Origin of the sequence: Paenibacillus sp. TAB_01, assembly GCF_043945595.1 — a bacterium.
Lineage (GTDB): Bacteria > Bacillota > Bacilli > Paenibacillales > NBRC-103111 > Paenibacillus_S.
Map to the genome: position 1 here is coordinate 5,659,720 of NZ_JBIFNP010000001.1, position 17,549 is coordinate 5,677,268.

At 56.7% G+C, this 17,549-nt stretch carries 16 protein-coding genes, 1 tRNA gene and 1 pseudogene; 6 read left to right on the forward strand and 12 right to left on the reverse strand.

Translation table 11 applies throughout. The features are described 5' to 3' along the window. Window positions 1–57: 57 nt before the first annotated feature. Entirely contained in the window at window positions 58–1,077 is a 1,020-nt protein-coding gene (locus ACHHV8_RS27540; protein ID WP_395162538.1) for an alpha/beta fold hydrolase, read from the forward strand. A gap of 213 nt (window positions 1,078–1,290) precedes the next feature. Here ACHHV8_RS27540 and ACHHV8_RS27545 read toward each other — a convergent pair whose 3' ends face one another. From ACHHV8_RS27545 to ACHHV8_RS27580, 8 genes and pseudogenes are all read right to left on the reverse strand, one after another. Further along, window positions 1,291–1,719, reverse strand: coding sequence for a GNAT family N-acetyltransferase (locus ACHHV8_RS27545; protein WP_395162539.1), 429 nt, complete (start codon window positions 1,717–1,719; stop codon window positions 1,291–1,293). Beyond that, window positions 1,691–2,428 carry a class I SAM-dependent methyltransferase gene (locus ACHHV8_RS27550; RefSeq protein ID WP_395162540.1) on the reverse strand — a complete coding sequence of 246 codons (738 nt, stop codon included), beginning with the start codon at window positions 2,426–2,428 and terminating at the stop codon, window positions 1,691–1,693. The genes ACHHV8_RS27545 and ACHHV8_RS27550 overlap by 29 nt, the downstream gene beginning before the upstream one ends. A gap of 416 nt (window positions 2,429–2,844) precedes the next feature. After that, window positions 2,845–3,811 (reverse strand): annotated as a pseudogene (gene gluQRS, locus ACHHV8_RS27555) (tRNA glutamyl-Q(34) synthetase GluQRS). 117 nt (window positions 3,812–3,928) lie between these two features. After that, window positions 3,929–4,005, reverse strand: a tRNA-Asp gene (locus tag ACHHV8_RS27560). A 225-nt stretch (window positions 4,006–4,230) separates the two neighbouring features. Then, on the reverse strand, window positions 4,231–5,295 hold the full coding sequence (locus tag ACHHV8_RS27565) for a hypothetical protein (RefSeq protein ID WP_395162541.1): 1,065 nt from the start codon (window positions 5,293–5,295) through the stop codon (window positions 4,231–4,233). Between the two features lie 93 nt (window positions 5,296–5,388). Continuing rightward, on the reverse strand, window positions 5,389–6,624 hold the full coding sequence (locus tag ACHHV8_RS27570; RefSeq protein ID WP_395162542.1) for an ABC transporter permease: 1,236 nt from the start codon (window positions 6,622–6,624) through the stop codon (window positions 5,389–5,391). Continuing rightward, window positions 6,596–7,348, reverse strand: coding sequence for an ABC transporter ATP-binding protein (locus ACHHV8_RS27575; RefSeq protein WP_395162543.1), 753 nt, complete (start codon window positions 7,346–7,348; stop codon window positions 6,596–6,598). The genes ACHHV8_RS27570 and ACHHV8_RS27575 overlap by 29 nt, the downstream gene beginning before the upstream one ends. Window positions 7,349–7,551: 203 nt before the next feature. Continuing rightward, window positions 7,552–9,303, reverse strand: coding sequence for an alkaline phosphatase (locus tag ACHHV8_RS27580; protein ID WP_395163645.1), 1,752 nt, complete (start codon window positions 9,301–9,303; stop codon window positions 7,552–7,554). A 279-nt stretch (window positions 9,304–9,582) separates the two neighbouring features. On the opposite strand from ACHHV8_RS27580, the gene ACHHV8_RS27585 reads away from it, so the two are divergent. Both ACHHV8_RS27585 and ACHHV8_RS27590 read left to right on the forward strand, forming a co-directional pair. Continuing rightward, the gene (locus tag ACHHV8_RS27585) at window positions 9,583–10,314 is read left to right on the forward strand and encodes a response regulator transcription factor (protein ID WP_395162544.1); all 732 of its coding nucleotides are present in this window, start codon (window positions 9,583–9,585) and stop codon (window positions 10,312–10,314) included. Next, window positions 10,311–11,744, forward strand: a complete 1,434-nt coding sequence (locus ACHHV8_RS27590) for a sensor histidine kinase (protein WP_395162545.1) — start codon at window positions 10,311–10,313, stop codon at window positions 11,742–11,744. Before ACHHV8_RS27585 ends, ACHHV8_RS27590 begins: the two co-directional genes overlap by 4 nt. 264 nt (window positions 11,745–12,008) lie before the next feature. On the opposite strand, the gene ACHHV8_RS27595 is transcribed toward ACHHV8_RS27590, so the two are convergent. After that, window positions 12,009–12,923, reverse strand: coding sequence for a coiled-coil domain-containing protein (locus ACHHV8_RS27595; protein ID WP_395162546.1), 915 nt, complete (start codon window positions 12,921–12,923; stop codon window positions 12,009–12,011). 331 nt (window positions 12,924–13,254) lie between these two features. Between ACHHV8_RS27595 and ACHHV8_RS27600 the strand changes: the two genes are divergently transcribed. Further along, window positions 13,255–14,175 (forward strand): polysaccharide deacetylase family protein, encoded by a 921-nt coding sequence (locus tag ACHHV8_RS27600; RefSeq protein ID WP_395162547.1) that lies wholly within the window; start codon window positions 13,255–13,257, stop codon window positions 14,173–14,175. Window positions 14,176–14,430: 255 nt separating this feature from the next. Here ACHHV8_RS27600 and ACHHV8_RS27605 read toward each other — a convergent pair whose 3' ends face one another. Then, the gene (locus ACHHV8_RS27605) at window positions 14,431–14,874 is read right to left on the reverse strand and encodes a bactofilin family protein (protein WP_395162548.1); all 444 of its coding nucleotides are present in this window, start codon (window positions 14,872–14,874) and stop codon (window positions 14,431–14,433) included. Between the two features lie 16 nt (window positions 14,875–14,890). Then, the gene (locus tag ACHHV8_RS27610; protein ID WP_395162549.1) at window positions 14,891–15,853 is read right to left on the reverse strand and encodes a peptidoglycan DD-metalloendopeptidase family protein; all 963 of its coding nucleotides are present in this window, start codon (window positions 15,851–15,853) and stop codon (window positions 14,891–14,893) included. 194 nt (window positions 15,854–16,047) lie between these two features. Here ACHHV8_RS27610 and ACHHV8_RS27615 point away from each other — a divergent pair, with 194 nt between their 5' ends. Together ACHHV8_RS27615 and ACHHV8_RS27620 are read left to right on the forward strand one after the other, a co-directional pair. After that, window positions 16,048–16,497: a ParM/StbA family protein gene (locus tag ACHHV8_RS27615; protein ID WP_395162550.1), complete on the forward strand. Its 450-nt coding sequence runs from the start codon at window positions 16,048–16,050 to the stop codon at window positions 16,495–16,497. Window position 16,498: 1 nt separating this feature from the next. Continuing rightward, window positions 16,499–17,050, forward strand: coding sequence for a hypothetical protein (locus tag ACHHV8_RS27620; RefSeq protein ID WP_395162551.1), 552 nt, complete (start codon window positions 16,499–16,501; stop codon window positions 17,048–17,050). A 251-nt stretch (window positions 17,051–17,301) separates the two neighbouring features. Here the strand turns inward: ACHHV8_RS27620 and ACHHV8_RS27625 are convergent, their stop codons facing one another. Further along, window positions 17,302–17,478, reverse strand: coding sequence for a hypothetical protein (locus ACHHV8_RS27625; protein WP_395162552.1), 177 nt, complete (start codon window positions 17,476–17,478; stop codon window positions 17,302–17,304). Window positions 17,479–17,549: the final 71 nt, after the last annotated feature.

Here is a 17,549-nt window from a genome sequence, read left to right on the forward strand (position 1 = left end):
TTAGTACAAGAAATACATTCTCAATATGTGTTTCATTTTGAAGGGAGCGGTAATACCATGGATTATGAGATTTTTGATTTGGGTGACGTAACCCTGCAATCGGGAGTGACGTTACCGAACGCTTTTCTTGCTTATAAGACTTATGGAACGTTGAATGAAAAGAAAGATAATGTCATCGTCTACCCAACGGCTCTTGGCGACCAGCACGTTCAGAATGAATGGCTGATTGGAAACGGCATGGCGCTGGATCCGCAGAAATACTTCATTATCGTTCCAAATCTGCTGGGCAACGGATTATCTTCGTCTCCGAGCAACACGCCTCCCCCATTCGACCGGGCACATTTTCCGCAGGTAACCATCTATGACAACGTTAAATTACAGCATCGGCTGGTGACCGAAAAATTCGGCATTCAAAAAATCGCGCTCGCAGTCGGATGGTTCATGGGAGGCATTCAAGCGTTTCAATGGGGGGCAAGCTATCCCGACATGGTGGAACGAATTGCCCCTTTCGCCGGATTGGCCAAGACATGGCCCCACACGTTTGTGGTCATGGACGGCATGAAGGCTTCGCTCATGGCTGCAGTTGGCTTCGATTCAAGTAAGCTAGACCAGCTGACTTCTGAAAACATGCGCGCCGTTGGCCGTGTCTATGCTGGATGGGGCTTATCGCAGGCGTTTTACAGGGAGGAACTATATCGTGAGATGGGATACGACTCGTTGGCAGATTTTGTGGCCGGTGTCTGGGAAGATAGCTTTATGAAAATGGATCCGCACAATGTCCTGGCTATGTTATGGACAGGTCAATTTGCAGATATTAGCGCAGACCCCGCCTATAACGGAGATTTTGATAAGGCGCTCCAAAGCATTAAAGCGCATGCCTGCATCATGCCAGGGAGCACGGATCTTTTCTGCAATGCAGAGGATAACGAATACGAGGCTAAGCTTATGCCTAATGCCGTTGTACATCCTATCGAGTCGATCTGGGGCCATATTGCCGGTCGCGGAATCAACCGTACCGACAATCAATTTATTGACGACAGCCTGAAACGCTTATTAGCGCTTAGTACAAATGGATAGGCTATCATTCCACGGAACGAAGTACCTGATGACGGCGGCTATATTCAGTTAGCAGTTGATTAACCAATGAGCTTCCGCTGACTGATCGTATTAAGAGGCCACCAGCACTTACTGGTCGACCTCCTCTAACAAACGAACCTGCACTTTGCATCGTGTACTTCCTGTAATAAGTGAAATCAACTTTGGGCATACAGCTTGCCTGTCCATTACGATTTAAGGAATATATTTTTTGAAGCCTTTGGCCACCTGGCGGAAGCCCAGCTTTTCGAAAAAACGATGCGCCTCCGTCCGGTGCAGGCTGCTCATAATTAGGATTTCCGTGCATTGCGCTTCGCGGCAGCGCTCCTCAATATGCACGAGCAGTTCCCGGCCGACTCCGCCCGCCTGAGCCTGCGGATCGACTATCACATTCTCGATGACGGCAAAGGGCCTCCAGCCGTACATCGGATCGAGGCACAGATGCAGCAGGGCCGTACCCAGCACGCGATTCTCTCTTTCGCTTACGAAAATAAAATTGTTCGCATCCCGGCGAATCTGTTCGATTCGTTCCTCCACCACTTGAATCCGGTCGTCATCCGGCATTAACAGACGGTACAGCGCCTCCAGCGCATCTCTATCCCTTGCCTCCGCCTCGCGTATCATAAAATGCCTCCCTAAAGTTATGCTTGTGCCAAATGCCCGTGCATTCCGGCAGCTCATTCGCAGACTCCGACGCTACCCGATCCGCCAGTGCATCCCCGAAGAAAAACCGCGTGAGCCGCTCGGCTTCACCGGCCGATTCAAACCTGAAATCCGTACGAAGCCATTGATGCTCCAGACCGTAATGCTCCTGCAGCACCCGATAATAGGATTGTAAAAACTGAGGAGCCGCCGGCGTCTCCGCCCCCGTTCCAAGCGTCTCCACAATAATGACCGTGCCTCCCGGCCGAAGCACACGGCCCATTTCGTCCCAAGCCCATTCTAGCTGCCGACGCCATGCCTTGGTATTGGAGCTGGCCAGGTAGCACAGCGTCCACCCCGCCACGATCACATCCGCCGATTGGTCGGCGACGGCGAGCGCTCTGTGATCCGATACGACGGTTCGCCAATTCGTGCAGCCTAACGCTTTCAGCTTGCTCTCCGCTACGTCCAGCATAGCTCTGGAGGCATCGACAGCCACAACAGACCCCGCAAGCGGAGCCAGCATGCAGGATAATCGCCCAGTCCCCGCCCCCAGATCGAGTACATCCAAACCTTCAAAAGCTCTGATCCCCTGCAGCGCCCTGGCAAGATTCCCCTCCATATCCTCGCGTGAAATCAGAAGCTCATACGCCGACGCCTCATTGGCGTAAATCTGTTCATGATCCGGCATCCCAAATCCCCCTTAATTAAATATATACTGGCCGCGCCGCTGTCAAGCTTCCGGGCATCCTTCGGCCGTCGTATTCATCATAAGCCTTGACGCTGCGTCAAGCTCAATAGGGAAATAAGGCCGGTGAATCCGGCAAAATAAACAGCCCCCGCCGCAGCCATACCCAACGGGAGACAGTCACTTCGTTTATAGAGTATGCTTCGGACGCAGACCCATGCAGGATGAGGCAATGGCGTGCAGTCGGAAACTCAGGTACCCTGACCGACCGCCGGAGCTTTATGACCGCACTGCTGTGGGTCCGGGCGGCGGAAAGCGGCCCTAAGTCTACTCGGAGCCCCCAATTCATCGCTGGGGCTCTTGACGGTGCTGTCACAGGATCCGTGCGGCAGGTGGCGCGGCCTGGACGGTGCTTCTTGTCAGCCCGCGGGGATCAGCTGGCGGAGCTGCTCATTTATCGGCAGTCTGCCGGATGCCGCACCGACCGGGCCGAAGCGCGGGATCAGCTCCTGCGCCTTACAAGGCTCCGGCCGTTCCAGCCATCCTGCCAGATGACCGAGGATGCCGATCAGCCGCTCCGGCGCAACACCCGCTTGGCGAAGCGCCGCGAGCGTTAACGCGTTGTCGCGTTTGGATAAGCGCCGTCCGCTCGAATCAACGAGCAGCGGCAGATGGGCGAAGTCCGGCGCCCGAAGCCCCAGCGCCTCGTACAGCGCCAGCTGTCTGGGCGTGGAGTCCAGCAGATCGGCGCCGCGCAGCACGTCGGTGATCCCCATCGCGGCATCGTCCACGGTCACGGCCAGCTGGTAGCTGAACATGCCGTCAGCCCGCTTGACGACAAAGTCGCCGAGCGCGTCTCCGGCATAGGATTGCGGTCCGGCCAGCCCGTCCCGGAACGGCAGCGCGTGCGGAGGCATCCTAAACCGCAGGGCGGGCATTTTGCCCGCGGCCCGCTCCTGCCGCTCTTCTGCCGAGAGCGACCGGCAAAAGCCGGGATAGGCCGCGCCCTCAGAAACAAGACCGTGCGGGGCGGTGCCGACCGACTTCAGCTCGCTCCGGCTGCAGTAGCACGGATACAGCCGCCCCGCCTGCTCGAGCCGGCTGATCGCTTCCTCGTACAGCGCTTCCCTGCGGCTCTGCTCGTACGGGCCATAGGCGCCGCCGGCGCGCGGTCACTTCATCCCAGTCGATACCCAGCCACAGCAGGTCTTCCTGCAGCTGTTCGGCAAAGGCTTCACGGGATCGGCTTTTATCGATATCTTCTATTCGCAAAACAAACTCGCCCCCTGCTTGGCGCATCTGCAGCCATGAGGCGAGAGCGGTAAAAGCATTTCCTATATGCAGCAGCCCCGATGGGGTCGGTGCAAAACGTCCTCGGCGGGTCATACTCTCACGCTCCTTAAAGAATACAAAAAAGAGCAGCTACATTACTCTGCTCGATGCTTCTCCAGGTTTTGTACAATGAGTGCGATAATCTTCCTTCCCTCGCAAGGGAAAACAGAATGGCGGAGCCGACGGGATTCGAACCCGCGGTCTCCTGCGTGACAGGCAGGCATGTTAGGCCACTACACCACGGCTCCACAGCTGAAAAAGACTTATCTTCCGTCAATATAGACGGCTGAGACATAAATTCATGCTACCATGAACGGATGCTTGCTGACAAGTTTTACAATTCCAGAATAAGGAATAAAACATCCTACTCATTCTCCTTCGCCAACGGCAAACAACGACCCCATCCGCCAAGCTGCAGATGGGGCCGTTGAAATCAGAGTCGCTGCCAGCCTGCTGCAGGCTCAGCCCTGATCCTATTCTGTCAGTCTTTCGAATTTGGCATCGTATAAGCGAAACATCGTCTTATACCCTGATTCGTCGATCTTGATGCCGACATCCAACCGCGCGGTTATTTGCAGCGGCCCTTGGGTATAACGGAGCTTCACGTCCTTAGGCACATAGACGATCATAATCTTGTTCCAGTACGTTTCATCACCGTTATCGAACGGACACTCCGCCCCCGGCTGCGGAATCAGCAGAAACCAGTGCTTGTCGAAGGACAGCACTTCGCCCATAAACCCCTTGATTTGCACAGTCTTCCCGTTCAAATCCCAGAACTTTTCGGACGGCGTGGACTGCTTGTCGTCGTCAAAAAACTCAGACCACAGCAGCTCGTTCGACGCTCTGTGAACTGCAGCGGGAGGGACCGGCTGGCGCCGCTCCTCCTGCGCCTGCTGCACGCTCCAGCGCGGTCGGCTGCGCTCCTTCCGCTGGCGCCGCTCCTCCTGCGCCTGCTGCACGCTCCGGTGCGGACGGCTGCGCTCCTTCCGCTGGCGCCGCTCCTCCTGCGCCTGCTGCACGCTCCGGTGCGGACGGCTGCGCTCCCTCCGCTGGCGCCGCTCCTCCTGCGCCTGCTGCACGTTCCGGCGCAGACGGCTGCGCTCCTTCCGCTGGCGCTGCCCCTCCCGCGCCTGCTGCACGCTCCGGTGCGGACGGCTGCGTTCCCTCCGCTGGCGCTGCCCCTCCTGCGCCTGCTGCACCCTCCGGTGCGGACGGCTGCGCTCCTTCCGCTGGCGCCGCTCCTCCTGCGCCTGCTGCACGCTCCGGTGCGGACGGCTGCGCAGTCTCCGCTGGCGCTGCTCCTCCTGCGCCTGTAGCACGCTCCGGCTCAGACGGCTGCGCTCCCTCCGCTGGCACCGCTCCCCCTGCGCCTGCAGCTCGCTCCGGCGCGGACGGCGGCAGCCCACCCGCTGCGGCTGCCTGCTGAGCAGCCCCGGGGCCTGCCGCTGCCGCCGAGTCCACGGCCGCAGCGGTTTCGGCGGCGGCAAAAGAGGCAGCCGGGGCAGATGCGCCCGTCCTCTGCCCGCAGCCGGCCGCAAGCGCAAGCGCCGCCAGCAAGGCCGCAGCGAGGGCCGCGGCCCGCTTTCTTTTCAACCATCGCTTGATCCTTCTCATTCGCGGAGCCTCCTCCTTTAAGATCTGAACAGCTGCAGCGGGTCGACGCGGTATACCTGCATTGCCGGACCCGCGGACGCCAGAAGTCCGACGGCCAGCGCGCCTGCTACAAGCCAGACCTCATCTGCAGTAAACTGCCAGGCATTCACCTGGATGCCCGCGAAATCAAACAGCGCGTCACGTCCGGCGAAGCTGCCGAGATGTCCGGCCAACAGTCCGGCCAGGCAGCCGAGCAGCGTCAGCAGCATCCCTTCGCCGATTAGCGACAACCAGACGAAGCTTTTGCTTTTTCCGATCAGCCTAAGTAAACCTACGTCCTTTTTACGTTCATGAACCGCCGCCGTAAGGGAAAGCAGCAGGGATACGGCCGCCAGCACAATGCACAGCACGGTGACAAGCTGCACGGCCTGCGCTCCTTTATCCACCAAATTGACGACATCCGCTACCGCTTTGCTTGTATAGATAGCCTGCACTTGCTCCAGCTTGTCGAATTTATTTTTCAATGCTTGGGCGCCAAGCAGCGTTCTCGGCTTAACCAGAATGGCGGTCACATCCTTATGCTCCCCCTGCTGGCTGGCATGGACAGCCCATGCATAGTCTAAGGTCGTAAACACCGCCCGGTCATCAGGCGTATGAAGCACCGGAAGAATGCCCACTACTTTATAGGCAAAAGACTGATGGGCCTCATGCTCTGCATGGGCAGCTTCATTTTCATGCTCCGTCTCCTCCTCGGCTTCCTCCGATTCTCCCTCGTGTACAAGCCCGTGGCCGCCATGGAATGTGTCCCCGACATGAATGCCCATCGTTTTGGCAATGTGCGAGCCGACAACCGCTTCCCCTGTCTTGGCATATACCGTCCCCGCCTCAAGCCGTCGATCCCCGTACCGGACGAGAAAATATTTGGCATCGATACCGACAATCGGATAGCCGTTGTAATTGTCTCCTGTCGTCATCGCAAAGGCCGCCTCGGTCTGATCGTCCTTTTGAATCTGCGTGAAAACGTCGTACGGCACATTCCCTGTCGGCGTCCCGACATGGTAGTACGTATTGAGCGCGAGCTGAGAAGAGCTTCCCTTGGCTCCAACCGTCAGCTCAAAGGAACCGTATCCTTTCTCCGCCCCCTGCTCCACTCCCTGACTGCATAGGATCAGGAACACGAGCAGCGCAACCGTCATGGCTACCGAGAATAACGTCAGCAGCGACAACGTTTTCCTGTGCAGCATATTACGCCACAACAACCGGGGAAGACTCACCCGCTTCACCCCCTGTTCCTGCTTTAGACGCTGAAAGCGGTCCGTCATCACCGATGTCTTTTTGCAGCAGACCGTTTATTTCGCTCATCTCTGCCTTCATTGGAAACAAATCCGCCAAGTGCAAATCGTGCGTTACGGTCAGCAGGGTCCGCCCCTCTTCCTCGCACAGGGACAGCAGAAGCCGCATGACGGAACCGGCCGCTTCCCAATCGAGACTTCCCGTCGGCTCGTCGGCCAATACCAGCGGCGGGCGGTGAATGAGCGCCCGGATGATCGCTATGCGCTGCTGCTGGCCTCTGGACAGCTGTGCGGGCAGATGGTGCTGCCGATCCTGCAGTCCGACCCGCTCGAACCAGGCTTGCAGCTCGCTGTCCCTCTCCTTCCGGCTCCAGCTTCTTGGCAGGACGAGCTCAACGTTTTGCCTGGCGGTCAGCGAAGCGATAAGATGAAAATCTTGAAAAATATACCCGACCTGCTCCGCGCGAAACCGGTCTCTCTGCGCTTCCGTAAAGCTGTGCAGCGGCTGTCCGCTGACGTGAATCTCGCCGCTGTCCGCCGCAATCACGCCCCCCAGCAGATGCAGCAGCGTGCTTTTTCCGCTCCCGCTCGGGCCGATCAGCGCTATTCTCTGGCCCCGGCCGGCAGACCAGCCGGCTATGTGCAGAATAGGCAGCCGGGAGGCTCCCATACGAAACGATTTGTGCACATTACGAATTTGGATCATGTCCGCTTCCCCTCTCTCTTCACAGGCAGACTGCCCATATACAGCTGCGGCTCCTCCCTCGTAAAATAACCCCACAAAGTGGGGCTTATGCTTCGGAGTGGACTCAGGTACTTTGCGGGGACCCCGAAAACATATAGATTCTATCATGTTAACAAAAAGACAGGGGACCGCACTCCCCTGCCTCTTGTTCATGCCGCTCCTGCTTATTTCAAGCTGATCCGTTCGGACAAGGCATCCCACGGCAGTTCTTTACCCGTCAACTGCTGAAAAGCATCCAGGGACAGCCACAGGCTGCCGTTGTCCATGTTGGCTGTAAAGCTGCCCGGCGCTCCGTTCCACGTTGTTTTCGCCGTTTCTACGTTCACACCGACCTGATTGCCGTCCTTGGACAGCACTACGGATTTGGAAGCCTCGTCCCAGGCGACATCCACGCCAAGCGATGCGGACAGCAGTCTGGCCGGATACAGCGTGGCGCCTTCGCGCGTCACTTTAAACTTCGGATACACGTATTGGGCCTGCAGCTCCGCCGTCGTTCCTTCCAGGTCCACATTAGCTACCTTGGCGATGGCTCTTGCAATATCGGTATTGTCGATTTGGCCCTTCACCATATCGGCAATCGGTCCGTAGGCCCACACGCCGACATCAACGGCAGAGTGGCCGTGTCCTGTAAAGCCGACCATCATCCGCTTGGCTATCACTGCATTGTAAGCACCTTCCTGCGTATAGGAGGTACCGTCTCCCTGCATGATATAGCTTGCTTCTTCGTCCGTCAGATCATTGAAGCCTGTGTTGTCGAACACCAGCTGCTTGATCTCCTCCCCGCTTTTCGCTGCTTTCAGCTTCGCCGCAAACAGCTCGGACGATTGCCTTTCTTGATCCCAGGCATCTACATTGATTTCATAGACGCCGTCGCGGGAGAGCGACAAGCCGCCTGTTTCATGGTCAGCTGTCACAACGACCGACGTGTTGCCGTCTTTCTTCGCAAAATCCATCGCTACCTTCACCGCAGCATCGAAATCAAGCGCTTCCTGCACAAGCGCGGGGAAGTCGTTCGAATGCCCGGCATGGTCGATCCGGCCGCCTTCGATCATCATCGTAAAGCCATTCGGATTTTGCGACAGCAGCTCGATTGCCTTTTGCGACATATCGGCCAAGCTTGGCACTGTCTCATCACGGTCCAGTACATAATCGACATGGGAGCTGTTGAACAGACCGAGCGCCTTGCCGTCGTTCGTGCCTAATGATTCCAAGCCCTGCTTATCGTAAACGACCTTGTAGCCCTTCGCTTCAAAATCCGGAATAATCGTTTTATCCGTCCGCTTGCCCTTCTCTTCCTTGCTCAGGAAAAACTGCTTTCCGCCACCGAACAGCACGTCCACCGACTGGTCGTTCAAATATTGCGAAGCAATGGCAGCCTCATTGTCCCGGTTGCGGACGTGCGAAGCATAGACCGCCGGAGTCGCATGGGTAATTCTCGCTGTGGTCACAAGCCCGGTCGATTTCCCTACCTTCTCGGAAGCCTCAATAACGGAGGCGAAAGGCTTGGATACGTCTTCATTCGAGACGCTGATGCCTGCGTTGTAGGTTTTGTGGCCCGTGGCAAAAGCGGTTCCCGCCGACGCCGAATCGGTTACTTCGCCCGATACCATGACGCCGCCGTCCTCACCGCGGTCGGCATAGGTGGTTGCCTGACCTACATAGTAGGCATCCAGCTCCAAATGGTTCTTGTTCAGAAAATGTCGCGAGTAATCCCGCGCAGCGGATACTTGGGCAGGTCCCATCCCGTCACCGATCAGGACGATGACATTTTTCGATTGAGCCTGCGGAGCTGCAACAGCCGCCGCTGGAGATGAGGATGCTGACGGCGCCTCAGCCGCCGCAGCGGATAATGCCGGCAGCAGGCTGAGCGCCATGCCGGATACCAAAATTTGTTTGAACACTTTTTTCAAGACAATTCCTCCCCGGTTATTATCCAAGCCTAGGCTGTTCGTATAAGCACATCCCCAGTATAGGAAGGAAACATTAACCGAATTGGGACAAATTGTTTTCTTTTCATTAATTTTGGTTTAATTTGTAAGCGGATTGTAAAACCGGACAGCAGACTCGCAGATGTTCGATTTTTGTCATATGTCCATTTTATAATGGTGGTATGCTTTATCCGTACGGAAATCGCCCGTTTGGCGCATCTCCGATTTGCCTTGAGCTTAAGAAAGAAGGAGCTGGCCGCTGATTTTATGAAGCCCACGTTCAAACCGCAGGATTACACCGTTCTCGTCGCCGACGATGATCCCTATATTACCGAGCTGATCCGTCTTTACTTATCCGGCCAAGGCTACCAGGCTGCCTGCTGCGCCGACGGCAGTCAGGTGCTTTCCATGATACGCCGCACGCAGGCGCACCTGCTGATTCTGGATATTATGCTCCCCGGCCTGGACGGCTGGGAAGTATGCCGTATTCTGCGGGAATCAAGCGATATGCCGATCTTGATGCTGACCGCCAAAGGAGAAAGCGAAGATAAAGCCCAAGGCTTTGGGCTGGGGGCGGACGACTACATGGTGAAGCCGTTCGATCCGAACGAGCTGGTGATGCGGGTCGGCTCGCTGCTGCGCCGCTCCTATGCCTATACCATGACCCGCCGCCAGATGGCCCCTCCTTCCGCGATGCAGTTCGGGGACTTGAGTATCGATACCGCAGCTCACGCCGTTACAATCGACAACGAATATATCGAGCTTACACCGCGGGAGTACAAGCTTTTGCTGACCTTCGCTCAGCATCCGAATCAAGTGCTGGCCCGCCAGCAGCTGCTGGACCGGGTATGGGGCGAGGATTACTTTGGGGACGACCGCGTCGTGGATGTAACCGTCAAGCGGCTCCGCCGCAAGCTCGGCGAGGAATCCGAGGGCTGGAGCCTCGAAACCGCACGCGGTATCGGTTATAAATTTATGGCAGGAGGCGCCTCACGATGACCCGCTCTCTATTTCGCAAGCTGCTGATCAGCTACCTGTCCGTGCTGCTGATCGGTCTTGCGCTGCTTGCTCTTCTCATCGATGTAACGCTTCAGCATGTTCTGTTTGCTCAGAAGGAAGCAATGCTGAACCGGCAAGCGGACGAAATCATCGCAAGAATGCAGCCCGCGAACGGGGACAGCTCGCTTCAGGAAACGTTCGATACGATTGAATCCGAGTACAAGCGCACCACCAATACGAAAATGGACCTGCTTCTGCGGGAAGACGGATCAGCGCTTATGAAGAAAAATAAAGGCGCCGCCGTCAAGCGCCTGCTTCGTAAAAGCGAGCTGAAGGATCCTGCACTGCTCGAGAAAGTGTTCTCAGGAGAGCGAATCCAGGCGACAGGACCGTTCAAAAAAACGGACGATCAGGTGCTTCTGTCCGTCGGCGTGCCGATTATGGACGACAAGGGCGTGGCCGGCGCCCTGTTTCTGCATATGCCTGTCCAGGAGTTTCAGCTGAAGGAGCTCTCACGGCTCATTCTGCTCGTCGCCGTCCTTATTGCCGTCCCCGCCTCCTGCGTGCTGTACTTGATTTCCCGGAAAATATCGCTGCCGCTGATGCGGATGAATCAGGCGGCAGCCCGGATCGGTCAAGGCGACTTCTCCGAGCGGATTCCCGTTCATGGAGTCGATGAGGTGGGGCAGCTGTCCGCCACATTTAACCGGATGGCGGAACAGCTGGAATCGCTTGAGTCGATGCGCAAGGAGCTGATCGGCCATGTCTCCCATGAGCTGCGGACGCCGCTGACCTCCGTCCGCGGCTTTGTCCAGGCTATACTGGAAGGGATGGTTCCTGCCGGCCAGCAGCGCAAATATATGGAATTTATGTATCAGGAGCTGAGCCGGCTCAGCAGCCTGCTGAACACGATGCTGGACTTATCGGCGATCGAGTCGGGGCGTGTCAGCCTGCAGCTGCGCAAAATACGCTGGCCGGTTCTGGTCGACACCGTCTGCGAGGGCTTCCGCCTGCGGGCGGAAGAGAAAGGCATCGAGCTCCACGTATCCGAGCCTGACGATCAGCGGCTTACCGTCTACGGCGATTCCGAGCGGCTGAAGCAGGTGCTGTTCAACCTGCTGGACAATGCCGTCCGCCACACCCCGGCGGGCGGACAGGTGAAGGTGCAATCGCACCGGGAGGGCGATTGCGTGGTGGTGCGCGTCGCCGACACCGGCGCGGGGATCGATCCTGCCCAGCTCCCCTATATTTGGGAGCGGTTCTATACGGGAGAGGCGTCGCGTCTCTCCCGCCGGGAGCGAAGCGGCTTGGGGCTGACGATCGCCAAGCAGCTGGTCGAGCGGATGGGCGGCACGATTGAGGCGGCCTCCGAGCCCGGCCGGGGACCGTATTTGCAGTGCGTCTGCCCGAAGGCTGAAGCTGCGAGCTAAGGCTGTCGGCTCCGCAGAGATAATTCGTACGCGGACAACCTCCTGCTTTAATGCTAAGCAGCGGAGGCAAGCTCATTCTAGCCTGGATTAACATTATAAATAGTTAGCATTATTTAAGATTAGCTTCTTACAGAGGGCGCTTGCGTACTCCGCAGGACCCACGTCTGCACAAATGCAGACACACACAAAATCCGATCCTTGGCCGCAGCCTCGGATCGGATTTTCATGGTGTGTACCTATGCGTTTCATTCAACGGCAACCGAGCTACTTGGCAGCCTTCTTCTGTGCCCGCCACTGCTCCAGCGTCAGCCCGGCCGCTTTCGCCTGGGCAGCCGCCTCTTCATGGTGCGCTTTGCGCTGAGCTTTCAGCTGCTCTACCGTGATGCCCTGCTTCGCTGCTTCTTGCGCCAGCTTGGCCTCACGCTCGGCCTTTTGCTTCGCTTTCTGCTCGGCTTTGGCCTGATGCTCAGCCTTCTTCTGTGCCTTCTGCTCCAGCTTCGCCTGATGCTCGGCCTTCTTCTGTGCCTGCCACTGCTCCAGCGTCAGCCCGGCCGCTTTCGCCTGGGCAGCCGCCTCTTCATGATGCGCTTTGCGCTGCGCCTTCAACTGCTCTACCGTAATGCCCTGCTTCGCTGCTTCTTGCGCCAGCTTCGCCTCACGCTCGGCCTTTTGCTTCGCTTTCTGCTCGGCTTTGGCCTGATGCTCAGCCTTCTTCTGTGCCTTCTGCTCCAGCTTCGCCTGATGCTCGGCCTTCTTCTGTGCCTGCCACTGCTCCAGCGTCAACCCGGCCGCTTTCGCTTGGGCAGCCGCATCCTCATGCTTCGCTTTACGCTGCGCCTTCAGCTGCTCTATCGTGATGCCCTGCTTCGCTGCTTCTTGCGCCAGCTTGGCCTCGCTCTCGGCTTTGCGCTGCGCCTTCAGCTGTTCTACTGTAATCCCCTGCTCTTTTGCTTTCGCTTCAATTGCCGCTTTCTTGGCCGCCTGCTGGTTCAGCAGCTGCTGAACCGTCAAGCCCAGAGCCGCCGCTTTCTGCTCCAGCTTCGTGAGGTGCTTGTTCTGCTGCGCCCCGCTCGGAGCGGAAGTCGCATCCGCTGCAAAGGCTGCCCCGGCCGCTCCGAGAATCAACATGGCGCCTGCCGTGCCGCCGATGAACGTTTTTTTCCAATTCCATGACCGCATACAATCTGCCTCCATTTCCAGTCCATAATTTTAAGCTCACTGCATCTTGAACTTTACGCTTCGAATATGTCAGCGGTATGTCAAAGCCAGGCGCTTCGGCAGCCTGGCCTCAAACAGACCGGTTCCATGCCTATCTGCTTGGAAGGGGCCTCTGCTTTCCGGCAGGTTTCGTCAGGCGGACCCTATTTTCAGCTCACCATCAAGCGGCCCCCGCAGCGATTGCCGGAAATTTCGCCAAATTTCTCAACGCTTCCAAAGCGTGGTATCATAGATCAGGATGGATGCATGATTTTAATCTTTTTATTTATTGGAGAGAACGGAGATTTATTTCATGATGAGAACAAAGCTTCGACTGAAATGGACTGTACCCGCCATCGTCCTGCTGCTTATTGCTTATTTGGCGTTCGATTATTGGGTTCCGGGCAACTCACCCCGGTTTAGTAACCAGGTAGCTGTGCTGGAATATCACCACATCGATCCCGAAGCCTCGGATTATACAATCACGCCGGATGCCTTCAAATCGCATATCGATGCGCTTCAAACGAACGGGTATCATATCATTTCCATGAAGCAGTTCATCGATTTCATGGATGGCCGGGGCACGGTGCCTCCGGGCGCAGTGCTGCTGACGTTCGACGACGGCTACGAATCCTTTTACCAGTATGCTTATCCGATTCTGAAGGAGCGGGGATTGACCGCAACCAACTTTCTTATTGTCAGTGCGGTAGGTACCCGAACCGAGGATGGGACCGCGTTTATGAGCTGGGACCAAATCGAGCAGATGAAAGCGGACGGCTTCGGCTTTTATTCTCATACCTATAACTCGCATGATTTTGTGCCCGGTGCAGACGGCAAGTCCGTCAATTCCTTGACGAATCCCATCTTTCTGCCAAGCTTGAACCGGATGGAAACCGCGCAGGAATATGCCCAGCGGGTGAGAGCGGATCTGACGCAGGCCGAGCAGGTGCTGGCTGAAAAGCTGGGCACCCAGGATAAGCTGCTGTGTCTGCCGCATGGCCGGTACGATCAGACGACGCTTACCCAGAGCGAGCAGGCGGGGATCCAGTATATTTTCACCGGGGTAGACGGTCTGAACCTGCCGGGCAGCAAGCTGATCAACCGGATTAACGGCGGGGCCGCCAAAGTGACCGCAGACAAGCTGCTCGACAAGCTGACCGATGAAACCCGGCTGCTGGGGAAATTAAAGATCGCGTTAAAAAACTATGTGACCAGCATGCGCATGGACGAATAAGCCTTAAATCCAACATAGGTAAAGAACGAAATCCCGGTTCCTATAATAGGCCGGGATTTTGTTTGTCAGACCAGCTCTGCACGGCTATAAAGCCGGAACGTCTGACGGTGTACCTTGTCTGTGAAAGCTCCATCAGGCTTCGTAATGACATCATAAGGGAGCTGACCGCTCGTTGTATGAATCTGACAAAAGGGACGACGAGCGGGCATGCCCCTTTTCAGACAGGATGCACCGATGAACCGCTGCATGTAAGCCTCACATCATGGCCATATTGCCGCCGTTGTAACCGGTCTGAAAAGGATTGTTTTGCTGCGGCTGCTCACGGTTCGGCTGATCCTGCTGGGGTGTTCCGCCGTTGTCCATCTTGCTCGTCCCCTGAAAGACGCCGCCCTCGTCAATAATAAGCGACTGTGCCGTCGTGTTGCCGTACAGCTTCCCCGTCGCCCGGATGGTCAGCTTGCCTTTGCACAGCACATTGCCGTGCACCGTACCCGCGAGGATAACGTTTCTTGCGATGACGTTCGATTTCACCACCCCGTTCTCGCCGATCGTCACATCCCCCGCGCAATCGACATCGCCGGTAATCTGACCCTCAATCCGTATGCTGGCCTCGGATTTGATTCGTCCCTCGAACAAGGTTCCCTCCCCGATCAGCGTATCGGTAGCGTAGCTGCCGCTCTTGCTCTTCTTAAACATCATGTCGCCCTCTTTCTCGTTAAGGTAAGTATGGCTTCGGATCGCTGCTGACGCCATTTTTCAGCACTTCGTAATGCAGATGATACCCTGTGCTCCGGCCGGTCGAGCCGACAAGCCCGATGACCTGCCCTTTTTGGACATGTTCGCCCTTCTGCACGTTGATTTTATTCAGATGCATGTACCACGTTTGCAGCCCTTTGGAGTGCGTCACGATGATATTGTTGCCGTGGGAATCGTCGCTTCCGGTGGATGCTACCACTCCGTCCGCCGTCACATGCACCGGCGAATTGGCCGGAGAAGCGATATCATATCCGCTGTGAAACGACGGCCGCGACGTAAACGGATCCTGCCGCAGTCCGAACCCGGAAGTGATCGTTCTGCTGTCGACCGGCCAAATATTCGGCGTTACCTTCAGCTTCTCCTGAGCCTCCAGCGCCTTCTCCTTCGTATCCGCTATGCTGTCCTTCAGCTCGTCCACCGACTTGTCCATGTCGCTGAGCTGCGACTTGGTCTGCTCTGCGAGCGTCAGCACCTCCGCATCCGTAGCCGGCGTGCTGCTGCCTCCCATCGCTGCTGAAGCCGGCGGTGCATCGGCTGAGGATATGCTCACCTGACCGGAGCCGGTCAGACTCCTCACCTCGTCCTCCTGCTGGCGGATGGCGTCGATCTTCTGCTTCATCTCCGCCGTCTGCTGGGAGAGGCGGATCACTTCGCTTTGCAGCTGCTCGATCGTCTGGTTCTTTTCCTGAACGGTGCTGCTGAACTCGGCATCCTTGCTGACGATCCGCTTCTCCAGCTCGTTCGCCACCGTTGCATTCTTCGCATGGCTCGCATACATGACCAGGGTAACCGCCATTAAGGTCATAAGTCCCGCACCGGCAATGTAAGGAATAAGCTTGGGTACCTCAAAACGGCGGACGGCGCTGTTAGCATCGGGAATTATGACAAAAGTATAACGCTTACTGCCCATTTTAAGCTTCATGTCTGCTCCTTCGGATTGGCACAAATTAACATTATTCGATGGAATACGATAATATTCGTCGCATTCTTTCGAAAAACCTTCCAAACTTTGCTTGTTTATTGGAAAATAGTTCTAAAGTACGAAGGGATTTTGTTCCATTTGCTCGAATTTTAGTACTAAATATTTATATGGATATGTCTGGAGGGAATTTATACATGAAGTTAGCAGGAATCGATATAGGCAACGACAGCATCAAAGTCGTGCTCGACGGTATTCGCGATCCTTTAATGATTCCGAATGTCGTCGCCCACGGTTACGACCGTCACATTCTCCAGGAGGAGGACTCCCCGTTAAAAGCATTGGATGTAGTCGTACACAGCCCCCGGCTGTCCCGAAACAACCAGCGGTATTTCGTCGGACTGCTCGCTATGGAGAACGAGGACAGCGTAGAGCTGGAAGAAACCGATAACAAGGCGGTATCCGACCAATCGCTGGTCGTTGCCTTGACCGCCCTCGCCTATGCGGCTGTCGCCAGCCAGTCGCTGTCGCACACCGGCTATAACAATACCGAGGAAATTGAGTATGTGATCGGGACCGGGCTGCCTGTGCGCACGTATTCGTACTATCATCAGCTGTTCGACGGACCGGCTGGTCGGCGAGCATGAAGTGACGTTCCTGTCTACGCCGCAGCTGAAAAACCGGAAAATCAAGGTGTCGATCCGCCGGGCGATCGTCAGCATTGAAGGCGCCGCCGCCTTGTTCCATATGGCTACGCACGAAAATCTGCAGGTCAAGGATGAGGAGCTGTACCACGGCTGCATCGGCATCTGCGAGATGGGCGCGCTGACAACCGACTTTCCGGTCGTCAATAAAATGAGCATCGACAACCAGTTCAGCACCGGTGAGCAGATCGGCCTCGCCACCTATCTGGACAGCATCATCCGGGGCGTCGAGGATCAGCTCGGTTACCGCTTCCCGAGCCGTGCGAAGCTCGTGCAGCGGATCAAGCGGGGGGATTATACCATTCGCCGGATCGGTGAAGGCCAATCGAGCATGAAGCCGATCGTCGATATGTATTTCAGCCGGGCGGCCAGCAAGATCGTCGACCTGATCAAGAAGAGGTGGAAAAAGCACCCTGACATTCAATGCTTCTATGTGATCGGCGGCGGCGCCGCAGCGCTTCGTCCTTATATCCTGGAAGCCGCAGGTTCCCGATGAAGCTCCGCTTCATGGACGAGAGCGAGCTTTTGAATGTGCAGGGGTACTTGAAGCTGGCCAAAAGCAAAGTGAACCAGAACGCGTTCGTCTAGCAAAATGCATCCGCGCCGGCCTCCAGCCAACCGAGCGGCCGCCGGAACGCCAATTTCACGATATTAGACAAAAGACTGTTTTCCCGGCGGAAAACAGTCTTCGTTCATCTATATTGGATTTGACCGCCGTCGCCGCCAAATCCTGGGGATATAAACCCGTTACAGCCCGGACAGCAGGTCCTTGAAATCGCTTAGGTGCCGCAGCGGCATGTTGTCCTTCCGAAGCCGCTCGGGCAGCGACTCCCACAGCTCCAGCAGCATCGGCTGCTCTAAGCCCAAGGAATCCATCCGGTCTTTGTTCCGGCTGAACACTTCATAGGGCGTGCCTTCCAGCACGCAGGCCCCGCCTGTCCAGCACCAGCAGCCAGTCCGCCCATGCATAAGCCAAATTCATGTCATGCGTAGCC

Excerpts from the sequence above, each read along its gene's own strand:
- ACHHV8_RS27540 (WP_395162538.1), top strand. The coding sequence starts at position 58 with ATGGATTATGAGATTTTTGATTTGGGTGACGTAACCCTGCAATCGGGA.
- ACHHV8_RS27545 (WP_395162539.1), bottom strand. The coding sequence starts at position 1,719 with ATGATACGCGAGGCGGAGGCAAGGGATAGAGATGCGCTGGAGGCGCTG.
- ACHHV8_RS27550 (WP_395162540.1), bottom strand. The coding sequence starts at position 2,428 with ATGCCGGATCATGAACAGATTTACGCCAATGAGGCGTCGGCGTATGAG.
- ACHHV8_RS27575 (WP_395162543.1), bottom strand. The coding sequence starts at position 7,348 with ATGATCCAAATTCGTAATGTGCACAAATCGTTTCGTATGGGAGCCTCC.
- ACHHV8_RS27585 (WP_395162544.1), top strand. The coding sequence starts at position 9,583 with ATGAAGCCCACGTTCAAACCGCAGGATTACACCGTTCTCGTCGCCGAC.
- ACHHV8_RS27590 (WP_395162545.1), top strand. The coding sequence starts at position 10,311 with ATGACCCGCTCTCTATTTCGCAAGCTGCTGATCAGCTACCTGTCCGTG.
- ACHHV8_RS27595 (WP_395162546.1), bottom strand. The coding sequence starts at position 12,923 with ATGCGGTCATGGAATTGGAAAAAAACGTTCATCGGCGGCACGGCAGGC.
- ACHHV8_RS27600 (WP_395162547.1), top strand. The coding sequence starts at position 13,255 with ATGATGAGAACAAAGCTTCGACTGAAATGGACTGTACCCGCCATCGTC.
- ACHHV8_RS27605 (WP_395162548.1), bottom strand. The coding sequence starts at position 14,874 with ATGATGTTTAAGAAGAGCAAGAGCGGCAGCTACGCTACCGATACGCTG.
- ACHHV8_RS27610 (WP_395162549.1), bottom strand. The coding sequence starts at position 15,853 with ATGAAGCTTAAAATGGGCAGTAAGCGTTATACTTTTGTCATAATTCCC.
- ACHHV8_RS27615 (WP_395162550.1), top strand. The coding sequence starts at position 16,048 with ATGAAGTTAGCAGGAATCGATATAGGCAACGACAGCATCAAAGTCGTG.